This is a genomic window from Peribacillus sp. FW305-BF15 (assembly GCF_058783805.1).
Map to the genome: position 1 here is coordinate 35,911 of NZ_JBYSYV010000005.1, position 18,394 is coordinate 54,304.

Consider the following 18,394-nt stretch of genomic DNA (forward strand, 5'->3'; position numbering starts at 1 on the left):
TTAAACATCTCCTTTAATATGAACTGAATCAAATCTAATAGTACCATTTTTAGTAGCAGAAAGAAAAGGAAGCGCTACTTATTTCGAATTGTATCATTATACATTCCTCTATTTTTTCTTTTATAATGGGATAGATTCATTATTATAAGGGGGAACGAACCATGATACAGCAATTTGATGCATTAGTCGTGAATAAGCAAGATGATCAATTCACCGTTAACATTCAGGAGCTATCACTTGATGATCTACCTCAAGGTGAAGTGCTCATCCGTGTTCATTATTCCGGTGTGAACTATAAAGATAGCCTTGCAGCCATTCCAAATGGAAACATTGTCAGCAGCTATCCGATCGTTCCGGGAATTGATATGGCTGGTGTTGTCGTTTCATCTGAGGATTCCCGCTTTAAAGAAGGAGACAAAGTCATTGCGACCTCCTATGGAATTGGCGTTTCCCAATCAGGGGGCTATAGTCAATTTGCCCGTGTTCCTGCAGAGTGGATCGTCCCGCTTCCTGATGGCCTAACAATGAAAGAGGCGATGATCATCGGAACGGCCGGTTTCACTGCAGCACTATCGGTTCTGCGGCTGGAAGAAAACAACCTCACACCTGAGCAAGGGAGCGTTCTTGTCACTGGTGCAACTGGCGGGGTCGGCAGTTTTGCCGTCTCGATCCTTTCCAAACTTGGCTATTCCGTTGAGGCTAGTACAGGAAAGGAATCGGAACATGGATATTTGAAGGCAATCGGTGCGTCGACCATTGTATCGCGTGAAGATGTATATGATGGCAAGCTTCGGGCTCTGGGCAAACAGAAGTGGAGCGGGGCGGTAGATCCCGTCGGCGGTGAACCGTTAGCTTCGGTCCTTAGCCAAATCAAGTATGGCGGAGCTGTGGCGGTCAGCGGATTGACAGCTGGGACAAGCCTTCCTGCCACCGTCTTTCCATTCATCCTAAGAGGTGTTAATCTACTTGGGATCGATTCGGTCAATTGCCCGATGGATACAAGATTGAAAGTTTGGCACCGACTTGCCACCGACTTTAAACTGGAGGATTTGGAACAGCTCGTTCAACAGGAAATTACACTTAAAGAATTGCCTGACGTCCTTCCTACCCTATTAAAAGGGGAAGCAAGAGGCAGGACGATCGTTAAACTATGAACCAAAAAGTGACGAGAGCATGGCTTCTCGTCACTTTTCATTGTGAACTTTCATAGATAGGGAGACTGATATCTACAATCGTCCCTTCTCCCACTTCGCTAGTGAAATGAATTTCCCCATTATGTTCATGGATGATTTTGGTGCTGACCATGAGCCCAAACCCTGTTCCTTTTTCAGATGTACTATAAAAAGGCTGCCCTAGATGCTTCATGCGTTCATTTGAGATTCCGCAGCCTTGATCAATGAACCGGATCATCGCAGAGTCACCTTCATGGTTTAACTGTATATGAAGTTTGCCCCCATTCGGCATGGCTTCTATCGCATTATTGGCGACATTCGTGAATACTTGTTTTAACTGATTCGGTTCGCCAAAGACTGATGCCGTATCCGTAGTATATTCCTTGATGATTTCGACATCATTCAATATCGCTTGAAATTCGGCTAACGTAATCACACTGTCCAATATCTCGTTAAGCTGAATGAGTTCACAAACCTTCGCTTCAGGCTCTGCTAAACTTAAAAACTCATTGGCCAGGATTTCGATTTTTTCAACTTCACTGACCGTCATTTCAAGATAGTCCTTTTGCTCAGGGTCTTCCCTTAATAATTGCAAAAACCCTTTGACCGTAGTTAATGGATTTCTTATTTCATGTGCGATGCCTGCAGCCATCTGTCCCACTGCCGATAACATATTGGATTTACAGAGCAGCTCTTCGGTCTTTTTACGCTCCGTAATATCCCTACAGAAAACCTGTATGGCTGGTTGCCCTTTATAAATAATCGGAAGACCGAGTGTTTCTCCATAAAATTCTTGTCCGTCAAGCCGAATGAACTTTTGTTCCAGTAAACCAACCGCCTGATGATCGTCCCTCATTATTTCGATTCTTTTTTGTACACTTTCCCGGGACTCCAGGTGGACGAACTGAAAAACCGATTTACCGATAATATCTTCCACACTATCCATCCCAAGCATTTTTGCCCCCATGGGATTCATATACTCGATGATCCCATTGCGATGTACAAAAATCGCTTCAGGTGACACCTCCACTAAACTGCGATACCTTTGTTCACTTTCCTTCAAGGCAGCTTCAGCAAGTTTTTGATTCGTAATATCCCGATAAACGAAAACCAATGCGCACGGCTCATTTTCATTATCGCGGATATTAAACAGGGAGATGCTTACATCGATTAACTGGCCATCCTTCCTTAACCTGACCGTTTCAAAGCCTTTCTTTTGTACCCCAGCCTTAATTTGGTCATGCAATTCATTGACTGACTCCTTCAAGAAATCAGGAATAATTGGAAACGGCATGCCAATGAGCTCCTCATTCGTCCATCCGAAAAACTCTTCAAAAGCTGCATTAACCTGAAGGGTCTTTCCTTCCAGATCAACAATTGAAATGGCGTCCGGGTTGTTCTCCATGAAAGACTTGAATTTCTCGGTACTATCCTCCGGCTGTTCTCCCATTTGCCCTTGTCCATAATCAATAAGCCTTTTACTCATCAATTTTTTATTCCTTTCTTATCCGGAAATTTACAGTCTCAATTTTACAGTATCAGTAAATCATTTGCCAGTTTTATCATATGTTTTTTCCAAGTTAAGGATTGATGCACAAAGAGGCCAAACCCCCATCAGGTTCAGCCATTTCCTTAAAATGTATTATAAATATTCGGACATTCTGTACCTGTTGGTTCATAAAAGCAATGGAGCTTGAAACGCCCGACAAGGGGCTGATTATACCAGGTTGCCGGGCAATCTCCCGGTGGCCTGAAGTACCATAGGCTAAATTTCGAAGGCCATAGCCTTTCGCCGCTTACGCTACGGCGTGCAAGCCTCTTTTCCCTGTCTCTTGCCCGCTGATAAAAATACCCCTTCTGTACAGCCTCAAAGGCATGCTCCTGATAAATCATGTCTGGAATCGTCCTCAACCCTTTGAAATCGGAACAATTCGACCTAATCCGATTGACCCCGACATTACCGATCATCAGCATACCTTGATCACCTTCACCCTCGCCTTCCGCCCTAAGCAATCTTGCCAATAAGGCAATATCGGCATCAGTCCTATGTCTTCGATATGGAAAAATACTCCGTTTATTAACAAAATCTTCATATGTAGTACACGTCCTATCAATAATACAACCCTATACTTAAGTAAGGCTGGATAGCACGCGTGGCTATCATGGTATTTGGCGAAGGCGGGGCCGATACTTTCCTTATACATATAAAAAAGGCGGCACACATTGTGCCGTCTTTTATCTTGTCATTCTTTCGCTTCAAATGCCGCTTCAAACGCCGATGATACCTTTTCGAATTCTTCATCCGATTCGATATCGAGCAGTTCACCTTCGCCTTCGACCCTGAAAAAGAAAATATCGATATCTTCATCCGTATCCTCTTCAATATCTTCAAGCAAGCCTACTGCAACATATTCCGTTCCTTCTACATCCAATGAACCTAAAACCTCAACTTCATGGCCTTCATCACTGTCATCAGTAAGAGTGAAAACTTCACCTTCACGAATTTTTCCCATACTACCTCTCCTCTCCTATCCATTAATAATGGAGTTGTTTCCATAGTATATCGACTATTCCATTTAGAAACAAATTTTTGCCCTGGAAAATGATGAATACATTTCTTTCCAATAAAAGAATCTATCAAGAGATACTATGGAAGAAAAGTATTATCCCATAGCCATTTATCATTTTTTCATTATTTACCAATAATTCCTCTTTATTAACATCATTTTAAAAATTATCTAAAAACGGCTATAAAAAAGTAATTTAATTCCGAATAATCTTATATATACTACTATTAGCAAGTTGCATACGGTTTTAATGAAGGAGGAAGATTTCTTGGCTGTAAAAAGGGTCGATCACATTGGCGTTGTTGTAAAAGATCTTGAAAAATCCATCGCCTTTTATCAAGATGTGCTGGATTTGAAATTAAAGGAACGCATGACTCATACTAATGGAGTGATCGAACTGGCATTCCTCGGTTACGAAGAGTCGGACGAAACAGAAATAGAATTGATTCAGGGATATAGCGACACACTTCCCTCCGAAGCAACGATCCACCATTTTGCCATTACCGTGGATGATATCGAAGAAGAATATGCCCGGATCAAAAGCTTGGATAACACCGAACTGATTGATGAAGAGATTGTCACCCTTCCGAATGGTTATCGCTATTTCTACGTATATGGACCGGAAAAAGAGTGGATTGAATTTTTCCAAAGGTAAAAACCATCCTAAAAAGGCAGAGTCTTATAGACTTCTGCTTTTTTTAACATTCACTCTATTCTCCAAACAAAATTTACAGGATAAAAATCCTTTCTTTACTTACATGAAGTAATTTCTTAATATACTGCATTTATCCTAAATGTAATCATATTTTTGGAGGTATGCATTTTGGGGAAAATGAGCAAAAAGGTAGCAGGAATTACTTTAGCGGGCGCGGTGGCCATATCATCACTTGGTATCTCAACAATGAAGGAAGATGTTCAGGCTAAAGACAAGAAAAAAGAACCAACCAACGTCATCATGATGGTGATGGATGGAACAAGCACAGGAGCAACAACCCTTTCAAGGTGGTATAAAGGCGATAATCTAGCCATGGACGAAATGCTGTCTGGCGGCATGCGTACATACTCGGCTGAATCGGCGATTACCGACTCAGCTCCTGCAGCAACAGCGCTTGCGACAGGAAATAAATCAAATGATAAATTTGTCGGTGTCCTGCCAACCATCGTTAATTCTCCAGGGCTCGATCCGGTTAATCCGAAAAATGCCCATAAACCAGTCGCTAACGTTTTGGAGGGTGCGAAACAAGCCGGAAAGGCTACTGGCATCATTTCTACATCTGAAATCCAGCATGCTACACCCGCAGGCTTCTCCGCTCACGTGACACATCGAAGCAATTATGGTGATATTGCGGAACAGCAGGTTTATCAGGGGATTGACGTCGTTTTGGGAGGCGGCAAAGAATCCCTTTTACCAGGTAAAACAAAAAATGCAAGAATGGATGGAGAAAACCTTTTGGAAGTGCTCGATGAAGACAAATATGATTTTGTTGAAACCCGTGACGAGCTGTTAAAATCCAAATCGAATAAAATTTGGGGAAGCTTTGCACCAAGCGCCCTGGCATATGATTTAGATCGTAAAACAACAAAGCCAAGTGAACCCACTTTAGCTGAAATGACCAATAAAGCCCTTAAAACCTTGAAAAAAGATAAAGATGGCTTCTTCTTATTTGTTGAAGGAAGCAAGATTGACTGGGCTGCTCACGGAAACGACACGATCGGAATGATTAGTGATACTTTAGCTTTTGATGATGCCGTGAACGAAGCCCTTACGTTTGCAAAAAATGACGGAAACACGATGGTCATTGCTGTAACGGACCATGGGAACAGCGGAATTACAATGGGTAACGGAAACACGAACTCCTCCTACCCGGAAACACCCGTATCAGCTTATATCGATCCATTAAAGAAAGCGAAAATGACTGTTGAAGGGGCCTTAAGTAAGCTAAAACCAGATCATTCCAATCTGAAAGAAGTTGCAGCACTGTATGGACTGGATAATCTGACTTCTGAAGAAACAGCAAAACTTACCTCTTCTAAAAATGTAGGTGCAGAAATGACAAAGCTGCTTGCTAACCGTGCCAACATTGGCTTTACAACTGGCGGGCATACAGGGGAAGACGTATTCCTTTATTCTTATGGCCCTTCAAAACCGACTGGATTAGTGGAGAATACAGACCTCGCTAAAAAAATGGCCGATTTCATGGGCTTTGATTTACAAAAACTATCGAACAAACTATACATGAATGCTAAAGATTCCTTTGAGAAAAAAGGATATTCAACCCGCATTGATGTTACAGACCCGAATAACCCGGTTTTCGTAGCGAAAAAGGGGCAGCAAAAAGTGGAGTTGCCTGCAAATAAGAATATCGTTATCAGCAAGACTCCTAAATCCACTAAAGAAAAAGAAATTAATGCGATCACCGTTTACAACGGAAAAGACTTTTATATATCCGAACAAGCATTAAAGGCAGTCAAGTAAGCAAACACTTTTGAATGGGAAGGAGCCCTTGTTTTTAACAAGGGCTCCTCAGACTGTAAACAAATCAATTAAAGCCCCAGTTGATTTCAGATTCCGCTCCCTTTCCGCCGACTGTCTGCCAAGCCATCTCACCCACCGCAAACGCCTGTGGGGTCTCGGTTAGCCAGTTTTTCGGCAGGAGTGCCGCAAATTTCTTCCATCCAATGAGGATTACAGGTGAAAAACTTAAAGGATTAACTAGTCTTAAATATAAGTTGGGATGAGACAGCCTTCAGTTTTTTCTAGAAAACATTCCAGTTGATTTCAGAAATCCGCTCCCTTTCCGCCGACTGTCTGCCAAGCCTCCTCACCGCAAACGCATGTGGGGTCTCGGCTAGCCAGTTATTCGGCAGGATTGTCGCAGATTTCTTCCATCCAATGAGGATTACAGGTAAAAAACTTAAAGGATTAACTAGTCCTAAATATAAGTTGGGATGAGACAGCCTTCAGTTTTTTCTAGAAAACATTCCAGTAGATTTCAGAAATCCGTTCCCTTTCCGCTGACTGTCTGCCAAGCCACCGCAAGCGCCTGTGGGGTCTCGGCTAGCCAGTTTTTCGGCAGGAGTGCCGCAATTTTTCTTCAATCTAATGAGGTTTCGTCCGTATAAACAAGCACTACACTGCCCTTTATTCGGACTCCATCCCCTTTTTGTCGCCAAACTGAGGGGCCCTTTTTTAACAAGGGCCCTTTTCTTATGAATGATTTAGAACTCCCCGCTTCACCAGCTTGACTTTTTGACACCCGGCAGTTGCCCTTTATGAGCAAGTTCCCTAAAAACGATACGCGACATGTTGAATTTGCGCATATATCCACGGGGCCTCCCCGTTACTCCACAACGATTGTGAACCCTTGTCGGCGAGGAATCACGAGGGAGTTTGGCCAATGCGGCATAATCCCCTTTCTCCTTCAATTCCTTTCTAAGTTCTGCATACTTTTCGACCATTGCCACCTGTTTTTGCGCTTTTATCACCTTGGATTTTTTCGCCATTTATATTCTCCTTTTTTTAAATCTTGATTGTATGAAAAATCTATAAACTATTCACAATTCGTTCCGCTGCCTGTCTTGCTCCCGATATATTCCTGGATATCGGGAGCATTTCAAGTTCAGCCAATGCTTGGTTTATATGTCACGGGTGGGTGCCATTGCAACGACTGCGATACCGGTCACATGATTTACGCTGAGCGGAATGTGGTTATCCAATTGTTCAGCCAATCCTCCCTCCTTTTACATCCATTCTCTTCGATAAAACATAATCATTACGATTTAAACCTTAAAATTACTTCGTTTCACGGTGAAGCGTGTGTTTCTTCAATCGCGGGCAGTACTTTTTCAATTCGATCCTGTCCGGATTATTCCGCTTGTTTTTCGTCGTAATATAATTTCGGTCCCCTGATTCTGTGCATGCTAACGTAATGTTTACTCTCATTTCTATTTCCTCCTAAAGTTTTTTAATGAACGATTTCCGTAAATGCAGGCAATCGATCTTCATAAAGAGACCAATCCTGCTGCATCTCCATTTCCGTCAATAAGCATTGATCTAATTCATTTTCGATTTCCTGTTGATTCATTTGAATGCCAATCATCACAAGCTCCGTCATCCTGTCACCGTATACTGCATTCCACCGTTCCAATAATTCAGGTGCTTCCTTTAAAATTTGGCGCTGTTCTTCCTCAGGGTAAGCTGCAATCCATTTACCGGCTGCTTGTAAAGTCAATGACGGTCCTGCCTGCGAAAGCAAGCCTGCCGTATCATTTCTCGATGCCAGCCAAAGGAATCCCTTCGACCTCACCACTTGTACGGGCCAGTTTTCCAACCACTCCATCAGCCGTTCGGGATGAAAGGGTATTCCCCTCCTGTAAACGAAGGAAGAAATCCCATACTCCAAGGTCTCCGGGATATGCTCTTCATTCAATTCCTTTATCCAGCCGGCTCCTTGGCTTGCCTCTTCAAAATCAAATAAATGTGTATTCAATACATCCTTTAGCGGCACCTTGGAATGGTTTGTTTCGATAATTCTCGCATCGGCATTCATTTTATGAAGAACCGCCTTCAATTCCGCAACGGCATCAGCATCCATCAGATCGATCTTATTTAACAGGATGACATTGGCGAACTCTATCTGATCTATTAATAGATCGACCACTTCCCTGCCATCCGCAGCATCAGTTGCCTGCATCCTGTCAATAAGCGTTTCTCCGGAAGTGAAGTCTTGCCAAAAATTATACCCATCAACAACGGTAACCATCGTATCAAGCCGGCAAGATTTCGATAAATCAATTCCCATGCTTTCATCAACATAACAGAAGGTTTGGGCTACAGGGACCGGTTCGCTTATCCCAGTCGATTCAATCACGATGTAATCAATGTCCCCTTGTTTCGCCAATCTCTCCACTTCAATCATCAAATCCTCACGAAGCGTACAGCAAATGCAGCCATTCTGCATTTCCACCAGTTTTTCATCCGTCCGGGTAAACCCTCCCTGTTTGACCAGCGAAGCATCAATATTGATTTCACTCATATCATTAACGATGACGGCAACCTTCAGATCATCCCTATTCTCAAGAATATGATTCAAAAGCGTCGTCTTTCCTGCTCCAAGGTATCCACTCAATACCGTAATCGGAATTTTCTTCATCTCCAACCCTTACCACTCCTTTACCTAATATCTTTGCTTCAAGTAAATCAAAATCATTACGATTTAAATGCCGAAGCAATCACCATATAAAGACACTCTCTAATAATAAAACGTAATCATTACTATTTGCAAGTTTTTTTAAAATTGCCTCCGAATACTTCTCATGAACCCATGTAATCACGCTTGCTCCGACACACCACGGATAAATGAAAGGGTCTGACATTAAAACAATAAAATTAAATGGAAGCCCAATCACACATTACATCATGTGTAAGGAACCTCCATTGCAGTTTAATCATTTTAATGTACCTCTATATTTACAAACAGCTGATCATTAACAACGTTTCATTATCCAATACATTTTTCTTTTTCTTTGTTGCAAATCGAGAAAAAAATTATTGGCCATTGTGCTTATTCCGCCATTTCCCACCCTGAAGATGTTACTGTCTTTTGTTCAAAAGTTTCAATCTCTCTCTGTTTCGCCAGCTTAGAAGCTTGTGATATGGACCACGTTAAATTCCCAAAGGCAATCACTGTCCCGATCGAGATAACCAACACCTTTTTACAAAGTATTTTCTTCAATAGCTTCCTCCTGAGAATGTATTGGAATACTCTAAATATAAACCAACATTGTTAACCTAACATGTAGCTGCTGTAAATGTACGAAATTATTTCTGTACATATCCCTAAACACAAAAAAAGCTGAGTGCATATGCAGTCAGCTTTTCATAGGTGTTTCTTATTTATAAAACACTTTATCGACGTTGTATTTAGCATGAAGCTTGTTGATCATGTACGTTTCATAGATTTCACGTTCCATAGCGTCTTCGACTAAAAGAATGTCAATTTTCTTGACTTCATTACGGTGCTCTTTAATCGGAGAAACATTATCCTCGAAATGCTTCTTGACCCTTGGTCTTAATTTACGGGCTTTACCGACAAAAATCAGTTCATCATTCTCATTGTAAAACAAGATGATTCCGCCTTTATCACGGGGAATCAAATGAAAATCGATAAACCCGTAAATTTCAGGAATGACAGCTTCGTCTCCTTCTATAACTTGCTTTCTTTGTTTGATGCTTATATCCGCTGCAGGGATTTCAATTTTAATCAATACAATTCACGTCCTCTATTTGTATAAGGTGAAACTTTCAATCGACTTCAGTTTCACGCCAAGCTCATCACTTCAATCTCAAAGGTAAATGGTATCATAATTATGAGTGAAAAGCCATGAATGCCTTACTTGGATTAAGATGATTCTAAATATAAAGAAGAAGACTCGCTGGGAGCCTCCTTCTTTGTCGGAAATATCCGTTACCACCTGTGAGCCTTTGCATTGCTTCTTAGTATAATGTTTGTTTGTGATTCTTGCGTGTGGCCATTAACTTGAGATTTCGAACGCTTAGGTCTTGTCCAATTATGGTGAAACTTTTGAGAATGTGGATCTAATTGATCTTTATAGCTCATTCTGTGTCACCTCATCATTAGGATTTGGATATTCCGTTCAGTGATAGTAATCCCCATCACTTGTTCTAGTATTTTATTTTTCCAAGCCATTTATACATATTCTTTAAAAAGCGAATTCAGCTGACTTGCCTTTTGCAAGGACTTTCCCTTCGTCATTCACCGCATCACTTGACATGACGGATATGCCTTTTATGTTTCCATCATTTAGAATGAAACCAATGTTTCCGCTTTTTGAACCGTTTCCTTCTATTTCACCAGTAAGTTCTTCCAAATAGATCTCATCTTCCCATGTCAGATGTTCTCCTCTGTCCGTTTCAAGGAAAGCAACTGGCGAAAACTTAATTTTTTTATCCGAATTGTTTTTGATTTCCACGTTCACTTTTACGATATCGAAATCTTCATCATGCGTATAGCCGTGGAAGAAATCGATCATGCTGTAATCCGGAGTGGCATGCATCACTTTCATTTCTTTGATGTTAACCTCGATCGGGCCAACATTCAACGTTTCATTCACTTTTTTATAGGCCTTCAAGGTTAATTCGCCTTTGGCATCGGAAACGTTCTGTCCGATCTGGTTCAAGTTTCTATCATCAGGAAGCTGCGGATTCGGAACATAGACATCCTTTTTTTCCAGTGGTCGTGCAATTTCCTCTGTTTTTTCTTTAGCTGTCGTTTCTTCTTCGTAAGCTGGTTGGGTATTAAGAGCACCAAATGCCGTTAATAACAGGGCACCGATTATCAGTCTGTTCATTGAATCCCTCCCTGAAGTCATTATTTCTTTAATAGCTCAAAAATGATTTTGGCTTGATCCGTGTTATCGACCTGCCCGGCAAAACGATCTTTATATGGCCCGTATGCGTAGACTGGAACATCTTCACCCGTATGTCCCCCAGTAGTCCAGGCAGTATTGGTCCGGTTATCGAATATGGCTTCGATGGCATTATCGACATTCGTCACATTTTTTGATTTGGCAGCTTCAGTTACCGTTTTGATTTCACCTTCAGTTAACTTCACTACATTTTGGTTAATAAATTGCTTTAGCGTCTTTTCGACATCAGCGCCTTTGACGATGGCATCCGCCATGAAGTCAGGAGTGCGTTTGGCTGCCTTGATTGGCTCACCGTACCAGTTATATATTCCTTTTGCTCCGATCGAGAATCCTCCTGTAGAGTGATCCGCCGTAGCCACCACTAAGGTATGTTTGTCTTTCTTCGCAAATTCCATGGCCGCTTTGTATGCTTTTTCAAAGTCTTCCATTTCACTCATTGCACCTACGATATCATTATCATGTCCTGCCCAATCGACCTGGCTTCCCTCGACCATAAGGAAGAATCCATCTTTATCTTTATTCAAGCGCTGGATCGCCGAACTTGTCATGTCTGCCAAAGAAGGCGTTTCACTTGGGCGGTCTATCATTTTCGGAAGTCCTTCAGAAGCGAATAAACCAAGAACCTGATCATTTTTGTCCTTTAGCATTTGATTTTTATCCGTCACATAACTGTAACCGTCTTTTTCGAAGGCTTTCGCCAAATTGACATCAGGCCGGACAAAATTGGACTTCCCTCCGCCCAATAGGACGTCAATTTTATGTTTGCCTTTGATTAATTCGTTATAATAATCGTCTGCGATTGAATTCATGTTTTTCCGATTTTCATCATGGGCGCCAAAAGATGCAGGCGTAGCATGAGTGATTTCCGAAGTGGCAACCAATCCCGTCGCTTTTCCTTTTTCCTTTGCTGCTTCCAATACGGTTTTGACTTCGGATTTATCATTATCAACTGCAATGGCAGCGTTATAAGTCTTCACTCCTGCAGACATTGCCGTAGCGGCTGAAGCTGAATCCGTTATATTTTGTGCAGAGTCTTCTGGGTAAGTCATCTGCTGGCCAACCAAGTATTTATCAAACTCTGTCCGTTCTGCCACCTTCGTACCAGGATTATCTTTTAAATACCGGTAAGCGGAGGTATAGGAAACACCCATGCCGTCACCGATAAGGAAAATAACGTTCTTGATTTCCGGTTCTTTATTTGGGTTCCCCTTTGCCGAAACACGATCCGCACCGGACCATGATAAACTTCCAAATGCCAATGCAGAAACGAGCGTGATGGGTAAAACCTTTTTACTCCAATTGCGATTCAAATGAATGACCTCCCGTTAATGTTTTCTATTTAATTTAACTATAGGTGAAGAAAATGAACTCAATGTCAAGGCTATGTAAAAAAGTGACAGGATAATTGTTAAGACAAAGTAAAGACAGCATGTGGAATTGGTTATTCAGGGAAGTCATCAGTAGCTAGGGTATATTTACAGGCCATTGAACATCTTCAAATCGGATGATTGTTAGGAGTTTAATGTGCTATTAATGGAGAAAAAAATGGCTGTTTTCACATACTTTGTTGCTATTTACCAGGTAGTGAGTTGTGGTTGATTTCCCCTCCAGATGCTCGCTTTCCGCGGGCGGCGGTGAGCCTCCTCGGCGAAAACGCCTGTGGGGTCTCATCTGTCCCGCTGCTCCCGCAGGAGTCTCGCACTTCCGCTCCAATCAACCTTAAATAGTTTCGTTTTAAAAACAACAATCCTTACGAAAAGAGCCAAAAAAATAAAGCATCCAAATAAGGATGCTTTAGAGTAAGACAGCAGACAAAGTCATCTTTGAGAAACGTTACATTTTTTTGAAAATCTGCATTTTCGCCGACTGACTGTCTGCCGCAAGCATCTAGCTGAGTCTCGGCTAGCCAGTTATTCGGCAGGAAAATCATGAAGTAAAAACTATTCTTAAACCGTTCGGGATGAGACCAGCCTACGTTTTACTTTAAAAACCATTCCAGTTGATTGGAGCGGGTGTTCGAGACTCCTGCGGGAAAAACGTGTCCAAGGGAGGCCCCACAGGCGCAAATGGCGCCGAGGAGGCTTCCGGACCGCCCGCGGAAAGCGAGTACCTGGAGTGAAGATCATGTTCCATTTGATTTAAGAAATCTGCTCCCTCTTGTCGACAAGCTGAAGCGCTCCATTCAAAGAGCGCTTTTTTCACTATTCTTTCTCTATAACTAAACATTCCAAAGCACGGGCCGCATTCACTCTCGCCACCTCAATGGAATCGGCAGACGACAGGGCGACCGCAACCCTTCTACCTGCCTTTGTAACAGGTTTTCCGAAAAGACGCACTTGTGTATTAGGTAAAGCCAAAGCCTGTTCAACACCGACTATTGAATATTCCGATAACTCATCTTGCGCTTTTAATGGACGGCTGGCACCCGGACTGATCAGCTTGATTTCCGGGATGGGGAATCCTAGAATCGCCCGAATATGAAGGGCAAACTCGGACAAATTCTGAGTCACCAATGTCACTAGCCCCGTATCGTGCGGACGTGGGGAAACTTCACTGAAATAAACTTTATCCCCTGAGAGGAACAGCTCTACCCCGAATAATCCGTACCCGCCAAGTTCATCCGTAATGGCATGGGCAATTCTTTTCGCTTCCATTATTTGTGCTTCTGTCATATTATGCGGCTGCCAGGATTCAATATAATCCCCGCCCTGCTGAATGTGACCGATTGGAGCACAAAACATGGTACCATTTACGGCCCGGACAGTAAGCAGCGTGATTTCCGAATCAAAACGGATAAATTCTTCAATGATCACCCGTCCATTTTGAACCCGGCCGCCTTCCATCGCGATTTTCCAGCAATCCTCCAGGTCACCTTCCGTGCGGCACACACTTTGCCCTTTACCTGAAGAACTCATCAGCGGTTTGACGACATTGGGAAACCCAACTTCCTTGGCAGCTTGGACAAATTCTTCATAAGTGTTTGCGAATTTGTAGGCTGCTGTCGGAATCTCCAGAGTTTCAGAAGCCAGCCTCCTGATCCCCTCACGATCCATCGTCAATTTAGCGGCTCTTGCTGTCGGAATGACTTGAAAGCCTTCCTCTTCCAACTTGACTAATTCGGATGTGGCGATGGCTTCTATTTCCGGTACAATCAAATCGGGTTGTTCTTTCTCTACAACTCCCCTTAGTTGTTCCGCATCCAGCATATCGATCACATAACTGCGATGAGCGACTTGCATGGCAGGGGCATGTTCATAGCGGTCTACAGCAACGGTCTCCACACCAAGTCGCTGAGCTTCAAGTATGACCTCTTTCCCCAATTCACCCGAGCCCAATAATAAAATCTTTTTCGATTTATACATTCAGTCTCTCCTCCTTAATTCCTCAAAAACATTATATACGAACTATAAACGAATAAACATAAATATTTATTCGTATTTTCATTTAAAATCACACTGAAAACAGGAAATGAATAGATTTATTTCCCGTTATCAAATACCAACTTGACAAATAGGATTAATACACTTTATACTGCTTTTATATAAGGAATATATATAAGCTGACTAGTCTACTGGAGGCTCTCTATTCAACAGGAATAGGGGGTTTTTTCGTTTTTACAATGAGGGAGGAGTTTACTATGCAAAAGGAATTGCTAAGGACCATTTCCCCTGTCATGAATGAGAAGAAAAATGGGGGCTTAGAAGATATGGAGTACCTTAATCTTCCTGACAGGCTATTTTTCCACTGGTGCCAGCAGAAATATCGACTGAATAAAGGGGTTTACAACACGATCGATCATTGGTTCTATGAATACGGCATTGTCCATATTCTTCACCGCCGGATCAACCTTTTAGCCTTTTTGGATTTCGCTTCTACCTCGGAACAGGAAGCCGGAAAGACAAAGTTCATTAAATTCGGCAATGGTGGCCTAAGGCAAAAGCTACAGGAATTCATTGCAAATTAACCTGAATCTTATAGGGCCCTTATCAGTAATATGCCCATTCTCCACCTACTGGTAAGGGACACTTATACAAATGTCGAAATTTGCAATACGATTATTTTTGAAAATGTAAGCGCTTTCTATTATAATGAAATTAGGTTGGATGGCATGCGTGGCCGTCACAGTATATGGCGTAGGTGGGGCCAATACTAGCGCTAAGGAAGGTTAACTTCTTTACCGTAAAACTATTAGATTTCCTTTTGGTAGGGGCTGCAATATAACCGAGGCATGGAAAATGTCCGTTCATTTCAAGCTAAAAAGCAATTTAATCATGCAATCGATAAGTAAAGCATAACTTTACTTATTTTTTGCAGCAGCCCTCATCGTTTCAAGTCTAATAGTTTATAAGACTAAGAAGCTCTACCCCATGGAAACGGAGTTGAGCTTTTTTATTTGGTCAAATTTCACATATATAACCCTGCCAATAAAATCCCAAGCGACTTCTGATAAATCTCATCGAACTGTGATATGGGAAGGGGATTCGTTCCTTTGCCCAGCTCCACGGTAAACCCGGGCCTGCGCCAATCCTGAATGTACCAATCCTTATACCCTGCGTAACTACCGGCGGATTAGACAGGCTCATATCCACTGACCCTCGCAAACTCATTGACTATCGTTTCCGACTCGGGTGGTTCCAAACCTTCAAACCCCCAATAAATGACCTCTCCTTGGGTGTGGAAAGCAAGGACTTTGCCAAAATCACGTTTTTTTGTCAACTCTGACATTGCAATGGCCTCTGGCTGTGTAAGCGGCCCTTCCCCTGGATAATTTGCCGGACCTGGCTCCGTTACATTATTGCGAGCTTGCTCCAGTTCCCATTTGGCGGGAAATTGATCATTCAGATCCACCCCGTTAATATTGGCTTTCCAGCCAGAGAAGTCTTCGCTGCCATTATTCCATTCGATGAGCCGTCCTCTCAAAGACTCATCTGCAGGCGGTCCTTTCAAAACCAACTCCACTCCGTCCGGATTCACCATTGGGACGATCGACAGCATCGTCTGTTGATAAAAGGGAAACATATCTAGACCGCGGATGTCAGCCTGACTCGTGATTGCGAGTAAATAATCATTTAAAAAGGTCATGATCACAGGCGTCGTTATCCACTCATTCGCATGAAAGGAACCATTATAAGTGAACTCGTTTGTTGCCATTTCCAATCAGAACTTCGGGGATATCCCTTTCAAGCACGGAGTCTCCGATGGGGGAGGTTTTTATAAATGGATAGATTGTTTTCAAACGTCTACCATCGGTCATCATCGTCTCATAAGCATATTCCCGATTACCTTGAATGAGCCTCCACGTAATCCTTAATGGCACGGAAATTGTCTGACCGACTTGCAAGGCATTCGGGTTGAGATTGGGATTAACTAAAAATAGGGCATCCAATGAAAGATTGCGTGACCTGGCAATTGCCCATAACGAATCACCTTGCTTTATGGTATAGCCGGTCGTCGTAAAGCCAGGTATTTTGATTTGTTGGCCAATCATAAGTGCAAGTGGATCAATCCCACTATTGGAATCAATGATAAGTTGGTAATTCACCTTGAATAATTGGCTATAATACCACAAGGAATCATTTTGCCGCACAAAAACGTCCATACTGCACCTCCTCTTAACCAAATGTATGCAGATTCGATTCAATTATTGCCAAAGCAAAAGTCACTCCTCAAAACGAATCAAATTGGGTTTTTCATCCAGAATGCTTTGATATTGCTCAGTACTTCCATACGTACCATCAGGGTCTAATTCCCGATATCTTTTGAATTTCGCCATCCGATCTTCTTTTTTGACCCAGCCCAGATGCTTCAATCGTATGTCGGATAACTTGTGAGGCAATTCAAAGACATTTTCGGCAAATCTACCGCAATGCTGCGGCCTATCGTTCCATTTGCATTCAAACCCCTCCCGATATCTGACCAGGAACGGCCGGTAATACTGGTGAGCGCACCAGTGTTCATCCTCCCTGTAATGGGTTTCATTCCAAAAGTCATATAACCGGAAGCAATATACATCCACTTCTTGATCGCTTATCAGCTGCCTGACTTCCTCTTTGAACCTATTTTCAAACACTTCATCGGCGTCAAGATTTAAAATCCAGTCGGGATTTGACTTCACTGTCTCTGTCCATTGCATCTTACGAAGTTCAATTTCATTGGAGAACTTGGAGATGTCATTCCTGATGATACGCACGGGTATCCCTTTCAATACCTCTAAACAAACCTCTGCGGAATTGTCCGTGCTGCCGTCATCAATAATCACGGCTTCATCAATATAATCACGAATTTCCTCTAAAACCTTCCTTAGATAGCGCTCGCTTTCATTTTTCATGACCATGCTCAGCGTTAATTTAGGATGTGATGCTACCTTTGAACCTTCCCCCATATCCGTTCGATCAAGAAATTCCATCGCACCTTCCAAATCCGAATCCCTGTATATATGATAAGCGGGTAAGTGGGTATCAACATACATCGAAATCCCTAAAGCTGCTGCACGGATACAAAAATGCCGGTCTTCACCCCAAAATGTCAGATTCTCGATTCTATTAAAATTCACCCCAGCTTTCAAAGCTTTTTGGCTGATGAGTGTACAGGCACCCAGTCCCCCAACTTTATGAACACCAGGTGTTCGCATCTGTCGGATGAACGATTGATAACGTGTGTTGATCTCCGAGTCCGTCAACGCCTGACCGCGTGATATCTCCCATTGGGTATATTCATCATATAACCATACTTGAGGCCGCTCTTCGGCATCAGGCTGCCATTTTGTCCAGAAGATATTAGAGGTGATATCCTTATTTGCAGATATAAGCTGGTTGATGGTCTGAGGATATAGCAGGAGGTCTGAATCGATTAGAAATAAATAATCATATTGTTCTTTGATCGCATGTTCGATTATCATATTTTTGAAATCCGCGACCTTCCATACCAAATTTTCATTCCAGTAATGGGTAGTGCCATTACACACATAAACATCGCTTTGATTGGATGCCAGTAATTTGACATTGTTCTGCTCCTGACTGAAATCTTCGAGCATCTGGCTTGATCGCTCATCTTCATTGTCGTCAATGAAGAAATAGGCAAGTTCCTTCCCCTCCGCATCCAACCGTTTGAGTGAAAGCAGGAACTTTTGTAAAATATGTGGTTTTTGGTAAATTGGACTGCCCACTAACACCCGAACCTTTTTACTGGTCATTAATACCACCCTTT

General features: G+C 42.4%; 17 protein-coding genes and 1 pseudogene. 4 read left to right on the top strand and 14 right to left on the bottom strand.

All coding sequences use genetic code 11. The annotated features are described in order from the left end of the window. Positions 1-161: 161 nt before the first annotated feature. Positions 162-1,154: an NADPH:quinone oxidoreductase family protein gene (locus AC3WLU_RS06420; RefSeq protein WP_440439566.1), complete on the top strand. Its 993-nt coding sequence runs from the start codon at positions 162-164 to the stop codon at positions 1,152-1,154. A 37-nt stretch (positions 1,155-1,191) separates the two neighbouring features. Here the strand turns inward: AC3WLU_RS06420 and AC3WLU_RS06425 are convergent, their stop codons facing one another. The 3 genes from AC3WLU_RS06425 to AC3WLU_RS06435 all read right to left on the bottom strand — a co-directional run bounded on the left by AC3WLU_RS06425 (position 1,192) and on the right by AC3WLU_RS06435 (position 3,685). Then, positions 1,192-2,658 carry a PAS domain-containing sensor histidine kinase gene (locus AC3WLU_RS06425; protein WP_230135493.1) on the bottom strand — a complete coding sequence of 489 codons (1,467 nt, stop codon included), beginning with the start codon at positions 2,656-2,658 and terminating at the stop codon, positions 1,192-1,194. A 146-nt stretch (positions 2,659-2,804) separates the two neighbouring features. Further along, positions 2,805-3,239, bottom strand: coding sequence for a cell wall hydrolase (locus tag AC3WLU_RS06430; RefSeq protein WP_430187395.1), 435 nt, complete (start codon positions 3,237-3,239; stop codon positions 2,805-2,807). A 176-nt stretch (positions 3,240-3,415) separates the two neighbouring features. Further along, positions 3,416-3,685, bottom strand: a complete 270-nt coding sequence (locus tag AC3WLU_RS06435; protein ID WP_413004459.1) for a DUF1292 domain-containing protein — start codon at positions 3,683-3,685, stop codon at positions 3,416-3,418. Positions 3,686-3,989: 304 nt separating this feature from the next. Between AC3WLU_RS06435 and AC3WLU_RS06440 the strand changes: the two genes are divergently transcribed. After that, positions 3,990-4,394 (top strand): VOC family protein, encoded by a 405-nt coding sequence (locus AC3WLU_RS06440; protein WP_054398933.1) that lies wholly within the window; start codon positions 3,990-3,992, stop codon positions 4,392-4,394. 177 nt (positions 4,395-4,571) lie between these two features. Beyond that, positions 4,572-6,215 (top strand): alkaline phosphatase, encoded by a 1,644-nt coding sequence (locus AC3WLU_RS06445; RefSeq protein ID WP_492597058.1) that lies wholly within the window; start codon positions 4,572-4,574, stop codon positions 6,213-6,215. Positions 6,216-6,973: 758 nt separating this feature from the next. Here AC3WLU_RS06445 and rpsN read toward each other — a convergent pair. From rpsN to purT, 9 genes are all read right to left on the bottom strand, one after another. Then, entirely contained in the window at positions 6,974-7,243 is a 270-nt protein-coding gene (rpsN, locus tag AC3WLU_RS06450) for a 30S ribosomal protein S14 (protein WP_057277996.1), read from the bottom strand. 289 nt (positions 7,244-7,532) lie between these two features. Continuing rightward, positions 7,533-7,682, bottom strand: coding sequence for a 50S ribosomal protein L33 (gene rpmG, locus AC3WLU_RS06455; protein WP_034310390.1), 150 nt, complete (start codon positions 7,680-7,682; stop codon positions 7,533-7,535). A gap of 22 nt (positions 7,683-7,704) precedes the next feature. Then, the gene (locus AC3WLU_RS06460) at positions 7,705-8,892 is read right to left on the bottom strand and encodes a GTP-binding protein (RefSeq protein WP_492597059.1); all 1,188 of its coding nucleotides are present in this window, start codon (positions 8,890-8,892) and stop codon (positions 7,705-7,707) included. A gap of 411 nt (positions 8,893-9,303) precedes the next feature. Next, entirely contained in the window at positions 9,304-9,474 is a 171-nt protein-coding gene (locus AC3WLU_RS06465) for a hypothetical protein (RefSeq protein WP_400450258.1), read from the bottom strand. Between the two features lie 157 nt (positions 9,475-9,631). Further along, positions 9,632-10,012 carry a nucleotide excision repair endonuclease gene (locus tag AC3WLU_RS06470; RefSeq protein ID WP_413008149.1) on the bottom strand — a complete coding sequence of 127 codons (381 nt, stop codon included), beginning with the start codon at positions 10,010-10,012 and terminating at the stop codon, positions 9,632-9,634. Positions 10,013-10,206: 194 nt separating this feature from the next. Further along, complete coding sequence (locus tag AC3WLU_RS06475; protein ID WP_072272311.1) at positions 10,207-10,359, bottom strand: YpzG family protein; 153 nt, start codon at positions 10,357-10,359, stop codon at positions 10,207-10,209. Between the two features lie 103 nt (positions 10,360-10,462). Next, the gene (locus tag AC3WLU_RS06480) at positions 10,463-11,110 is read right to left on the bottom strand and encodes a DUF4352 domain-containing protein (RefSeq protein WP_413008088.1); all 648 of its coding nucleotides are present in this window, start codon (positions 11,108-11,110) and stop codon (positions 10,463-10,465) included. A 20-nt stretch (positions 11,111-11,130) separates the two neighbouring features. Beyond that, a complete protein-coding gene (locus tag AC3WLU_RS06485; RefSeq protein ID WP_413008086.1) occupies positions 11,131-12,498 on the bottom strand; it encodes an alkaline phosphatase in 1,368 nt (455 codons plus the stop codon). 891 nt (positions 12,499-13,389) lie between these two features. Next, entirely contained in the window at positions 13,390-14,550 is a 1,161-nt protein-coding gene (gene purT / locus AC3WLU_RS06490; protein WP_106027105.1) for a phosphoribosylglycinamide formyltransferase 2, read from the bottom strand. Between the two features lie 275 nt (positions 14,551-14,825). On the opposite strand from purT, the gene AC3WLU_RS06495 reads away from it, so the two are divergent. Beyond that, positions 14,826-15,152: a hypothetical protein gene (locus AC3WLU_RS06495; protein ID WP_241636476.1), complete on the top strand. Its 327-nt coding sequence runs from the start codon at positions 14,826-14,828 to the stop codon at positions 15,150-15,152. A gap of 440 nt (positions 15,153-15,592) precedes the next feature. Here the strand turns inward: AC3WLU_RS06495 and AC3WLU_RS06500 are convergent. Further along, a pseudogene (locus AC3WLU_RS06500) lies at positions 15,593-16,787 on the bottom strand (M14 family metallopeptidase). A 60-nt stretch (positions 16,788-16,847) separates the two neighbouring features. After that, positions 16,848-18,380 carry a glycosyltransferase gene (locus AC3WLU_RS06505; protein WP_492597010.1) on the bottom strand — a complete coding sequence of 511 codons (1,533 nt, stop codon included), beginning with the start codon at positions 18,378-18,380 and terminating at the stop codon, positions 16,848-16,850. Positions 18,381-18,394 lie beyond the last annotated feature (14 nt).